This window comes from uncultured Planktosalinus sp., assembly GCF_963973675.1.
Taxonomy (GTDB): Bacteria; Bacteroidota; Bacteroidia; order Flavobacteriales; family Flavobacteriaceae; genus Planktosalinus.
The window spans coordinates 1-5,121 of record NZ_CAXBAN010000186.1 but is presented as its reverse complement, the minus strand read 5'-3'; the positions used below and the strand labels follow the sequence as shown (position 1 = coordinate 5,121).

Sequence of the window (5,121 nt, the reverse complement as noted above, 5' to 3'; positions counted from 1 at the left end):
ACAAAAAAGCCGAGGCAATCAAGGTGATTGATAATTTAAATACCAAAATCAATGCACTCAAAGAATCCCGCAAGCAAAAATCAAGTGTATTGCAAAAAAAGCTTTTTGACAACTATGCTTTTTTAAACAGAATGGGTGAACTCAGAAGCATCGGAGAAATCTTTGATAACAATCCGCCGGCGGGTGCAGGTGAATGTGCGGCCCCCAAATTACTGCATTATGCATTTAAAAACGGTTTAAAACCCATCGCAATGGCCGAATTTTGGTGGGGAAAATCGCCCAAGTCTGAAGTGAGAAAGCACAAACAGTTTTATCCGGCTTGCAAGAGCAAGTGCGAACCCATTTTGATGAATCACATGCTTGAGGAATTAGACCTAGAAGCCAATCCGTTTTTGGAAAATCAAGCCAAAGGGAAGACCCTCGAGATAGTGTTTGAAGACGACGTGCTTTTAGTCATCAATAAACCTACAGAGTTCTTAACAGTACCGGGAAAGCTTTTAAAGGATTCAGTTTATACCCGAATAAAAACCTTATACCCCCAAGCTGAAGGACCTTTGATTGTTCACAGACTGGATATGTCAACATCTGGTTTGCTGGTTGTTGCAAAAAACAGTGACGCCTATATAAACCTGCAAAGACAATTCATAAAACGCACAGTTACTAAAAGATATGTTGCTTTGTTAGAAGGTATTATTGATCAAAACGAAGGATTAATTGATTTACCATTGCGGGTTGACCTTGATGATCGCCCCAGACAGCTGGTATGTTATGAACATGGTAAAAGTGCACAAACGCGTTGGGAGATCATTTCTAAAAGAAACACGCAAACACGGGTTTATTTTTACCCAATTACCGGCCGAACCCATCAGCTGCGTGTGCACGCGGCACATCACTTGGGTTTAAAAACACCCATTGTTGGGGATGATTTGTATGGAAGTAAGGCAAACAGACTGCATTTACATGCAGAAAGCATTACATTTACTCATCCCCAAACTGGTACTATACTTACATTTACTAAAGAAGCTCCTTTTTAATCGAGTTAATTGAAACGTTCAAAAGCAGCCTTTTCCAGCATTTCACGATGATCTGGGTGAGCCAATGAAATCAAGGCTTTAGCTCGTTGCTTCAGGTTTTTACCATAAAGATCTACCACTCCATATTCTGTTGCAATGTAGTGCACGTGTGCTCTAGTTGTAGTAACACCGGCTCCTTCTTTCAGGAAGGGAACGATTTTAGAGATTCCTTTATTAGTAATTGATGGCATGGCGATAATTGGTTTACCTCCTTCGGAGAGTGCAGCACCTCTTATAAAATCCATTTGACCTCCCACTCCACTGTATTGCATTTTTCCGATGGTATCTGCACACACCTGTCCGGTGATATCGATTTCAATGGCACTATTGATGGCTGTTACCTTTGGGTTTCTTCTGATAATAGCTGTATCATTAGTATAGGCAGCTTCCTTGAAATGAACGATGGGGTTATCATCCATAAAATCATACAGCTTTTGGGAACCAATTGCAAAACAGGTTACCAATTTCCCTCTTTTAATGACTTTATCTTCTCCGGTAATCACACCCGATTCAATTAGAGGCAACACGCCGTCAGAAAACATTTCGGTGTGTATCCCCAATCTTTTGTGATTGGTCAGGTTTGACAAAACAACATTAGGTATACCTCCAATGCCCATTTGCAAAGTAGCCCCATCTTCAACCAATTGAGCTACGTGATAACCTATTTGCTTTTCAATTTCAGAAGGTTCAGAAGGATTTACACTATGAATAGGCTCTTCTACCCAAACAGCGGCATTGATATTGTTTTTATGAATGATTCCATCACCATGAGTTCTAGGCACCTTTGGGTTAACTTGAGCAATGACTATCTTGGCGGTTTGAATTGCGGTGAGTGTCACATCAATTGATGTACCTAAGGAACAATAGCCGTGTTTATCTGGTGGAGAAACCTGAATTAATGCCACATCCAGTGGTAAAATGTTTCGCCTGAAAAGTAAATGCAGTTCACTTAAAAATATGGGAGTGTAGTCTCCACGTTTCGTATTCACTGCTTTCCTTACGTTTCCGGCTACAAAACAGCTATTTGTAGTGAATGCATCACTATAGGGCTCGCGCGTGTATAAAGCATCTCCTTCTGTATGCATTTGGACAATTTCAACATTCTCTAGGTTATTGTAGTTTTCACATAAAGTATTGATTAGAAATTTAGGGGTCATCGCTGCACCTTGAAAAAAGATTCTGTTATTTGATTTTACTAAGGATACTGCTTCTTCAGCTGAGATATAATTCATTGTGTTTTTAATTTTAAACTGTTTGGTTTTTATTGATTTAAATGTGGCATTCAATTTTAGAATCCACCTGGGGGTTAATTGGTTTCGGTGATATATATGGAATTCCAAGTCCCATTCCACGTAAGATAAATAAAATTCCAATAATGACCACAAAAACCGGGATTGCTTTACGAACTTTTTGACGGTTGATGCCTTTTAAAAATGAACTTGCATACACCGATACAGTCATCAGTGGAATTGTACCCAGTCCAAAAAACAACATATACAAACTGCTTTGAGTTAATGAGCCAGCGGCTATCGATGCAAAAACAGCTATATAAACTAATCCACAAGGCAAAAAACCATTCAAAAATCCTATGGTAAGAAATGTATCGGTCGTTTTTTTCTTAAAAGAAGCACCCATTTTTTGTTTCAATTTACTTACAAACCGATAAAACAATTGAGAAACCCAAGTGTTTTGAAAGGGTTTGAGTGGTAATACCACTACCAGAATCATTAAAACCCCCACGGCAATGGAAAGTTGTTGTTGGAGTCCAAAAAGGGAAAAGCTTTTGCCAAGTAAACCAAATACAAGACCTATGAGTGCATAAGCTAGCAACCTTCCGAAGTGATAACTGCTTGTTTGAATAGCTTTTTTTACTTTATTCTTATGGTCAACAGGAAGCATAAAAGCAATGGGGCCACACATGCCAACACAGTGTAAACTTCCAAAGAGACCCAACAGAAATGCCGAAAGTAACATACCTAAAAGTTGATTTTTTCTTTTACTGTGTAGGACTTTGCTTCCATTTCCCAATAAACGCTTACATCCCATCGCCCCATAACCAGTTCACTTTCAGGAATAAGCATCTGATGGTTGGAGAGCTTAAGATCCTTATCAAAATCAAAAGCCTTATTGTTTACTCGGTAGAAAGATACTTTTCCGTTTTGAATGTCTTTGCTCCAGGCTTCAGGAAAGCTTATAAGTATACCGTTTGTGGTTTTGTCTATAGATGCTTTTTCAGTTAATTTTGCTGCATTGTTACGGGCATCCAGTTCGTCCTGAAAACCGATTTCTTGCTTGTAATAATCTTCAATGACAAGGTCGTGTTCAAAGTTTTTATTTGTAGTCATGGTAATTACAAAATACAATATGAATGCTATGAAAAGTGCAATTGCAATGACGATACCTGTGCCCCAGTTTATTTTCATGATGAAGAGTTCTTTTAGATGCTTATAATTTTTATTAATATTTTTCGGTTAATTAAAGCTACGCGGTCCCAAGAAATTTGTATTGGTAGTTTCAATAAGTTGACCATTGCTGTAAACTCCAATTTCAATTTTATTTTTATGTCCTTCAAGTACAGCTCGGTTCAATTCTATAAACAAAGAGCCTTCAATCAAGTCTTGAGGAGGAACAATCACTTCATTTTGGGCGACAAACTTGATAGTTCCTTTATGGGAAAGCAGTTTGAGCTCAATATCTGAATATTCCTTGGTGGTTTTATTGATGAGTTTATAGGTGTAAACATTACTAACAATGTTGTCCTCTTTCAATTCATATAATTGACCGGGCAAACGAAGTACCACGGCTTCAACATCACTACGCAGAAACAACATGCCTATCAATACACCAATTAAAATCACCAGAACAGCTACATATCCTTTCATTCTGGCAGTAAACTCAAAAGGTTTTTTCTTTACGATATTTTCTTCACTTGCATAACGAATCAATCCTTTTGGATAGTTAACAGATTCCATGATACTATCACAGGCATCCATACAGGCAGTACAGTTTACACATTCAAGCTGGGTTCCATTTCTGATATCTATTCCTGTGGGACAAACATGAACGCATTGAAAACAATCAATACAATCACCATGACCCAACGCTTGGCGGTCTTCACTTTTACGGAATTTTTTTCTGCCGGCTTCCCCTTCACCACGTTTGTGATCATAAGCAACCACTATCGACTTTGTATCTAGCAAAACGCCTTGCAACCGACCATAAGGACAAGCAATTATGCATACCTGCTCACGGAACCACGCAAAAATAAAGTAGAATACTCCGGTGAAAATCAGCAATCCAATAAAGGTACTAAGGTGTTGGAGTGGCCCTTCTTGAATATAAAGCAACAAGCGGTCACTGCTAATTAGATAAGCTAGGAAGACGTTGGCAATAATGAAAGAAATGATAAAGAAAATTGTCCATTTCAACAATCGCTTTCTAATTTTCTCAGCGTTCCAAGACATTTTGGCTAACCGTATTTGTTTACCTCTGTCGCCTTCAATAGCATATTCAATGCGCCTGAAAACCATTTCCAAAAATATCGTTTGAGGACAAATCCATCCACAAAATATTCTTCCAAATGCGACGGTAAAAAGCGTTATAAACACAACGCCAATGATCATTGAAAGCACAAAGAGATAAAAATCTTGTGGCCAAAAAGGAAAACCAAAAACATTGAACTTGCGCTCCAGAATATTGAACAACAAAAACTGATTGCCTCCAACTTTAATAAAAGGAGAAGCAATAAAAAAAACCAGCAAAAAATAACTTACATATTTTCTGTATTCATAGAACCTTCCACTGGGTTTTTTCGGAAAAAGCCACTTTCGCTTGCCCTCTTCATCAATAGTATTAATGGTGTCACGAAAGTTCTCTTGATTTTCCATAAGGAGTTTGAGACTTTTTAAATTATTGGTCTATTTCAATTGAATCTTTCAATTCTTCATCAGTAATCTTTTTTACATCTTGAGCGATGTCCTCTACTTTTACGTCTTCCATTTTATTAAATTTAAATTGTTAATTATTATACATCTGTAAAATCCTTAAA

Annotated in this window: 5 protein-coding genes; 1 reads left to right on the top strand and 4 read right to left on the bottom strand. The window is 37.7% G+C overall.

The window, feature by feature from the left end; genetic code table 11:
• A partial coding sequence (locus tag AACY61_RS08380) for an RluA family pseudouridine synthase (protein WP_339611124.1) occupies nt 1-1,034 on the top strand: 1,034 nt, incomplete at its 5' end.
• A 5-nt stretch (nt 1,035-1,039) separates the two neighbouring features.
• On the opposite strand, the gene AACY61_RS08375 is transcribed toward AACY61_RS08380, so the two are convergent.
• From AACY61_RS08375 to ccoG, 4 genes are read right to left on the bottom strand one after another with little or no spacing between them, the layout of a single operon-like run.
• A complete protein-coding gene (locus tag AACY61_RS08375; protein WP_339611122.1) occupies nt 1,040-2,305 on the bottom strand; it encodes an acetyl-CoA hydrolase/transferase C-terminal domain-containing protein in 1,266 nt (421 codons plus the stop codon).
• 37 nt (nt 2,306-2,342) lie between these two features.
• Entirely contained in the window at nt 2,343-3,047 is a 705-nt protein-coding gene (locus AACY61_RS08370) for a sulfite exporter TauE/SafE family protein (protein WP_339611121.1), read from the bottom strand.
• A gap of 2 nt (nt 3,048-3,049) precedes the next feature.
• Nucleotides 3,050-3,496: a FixH family protein gene (locus AACY61_RS08365; RefSeq protein ID WP_339611119.1), complete on the bottom strand. Its 447-nt coding sequence runs from the start codon at nt 3,494-3,496 to the stop codon at nt 3,050-3,052.
• A 48-nt stretch (nt 3,497-3,544) separates the two neighbouring features.
• Complete coding sequence (gene ccoG, locus AACY61_RS08360) at nt 3,545-4,960, bottom strand: cytochrome c oxidase accessory protein CcoG (protein WP_339611118.1); 1,416 nt, start codon at nt 4,958-4,960, stop codon at nt 3,545-3,547.
• Between the last annotated feature and the right edge of the window lie 161 nt (nt 4,961-5,121).

What these genes read in the sequence shown, in the direction of transcription:
- AACY61_RS08375 (WP_339611122.1), bottom strand. Translation starts at nt 2,305, where the DNA reads ATGAATTATATCTCAGCTGAAGAAGCAGTATCCTTAGTAAAATCAAAT.
- AACY61_RS08370 (WP_339611121.1), bottom strand. Translation starts at nt 3,047, where the DNA reads ATGTTACTTTCGGCATTTCTGTTGGGTCTCTTTGGAAGTTTACACTGT.
- AACY61_RS08365 (WP_339611119.1), bottom strand. Translation starts at nt 3,496, where the DNA reads ATGAAAATAAACTGGGGCACAGGTATCGTCATTGCAATTGCACTTTTC.
- ccoG (WP_339611118.1), bottom strand. Translation starts at nt 4,960, where the DNA reads ATGGAAAATCAAGAGAACTTTCGTGACACCATTAATACTATTGATGAA.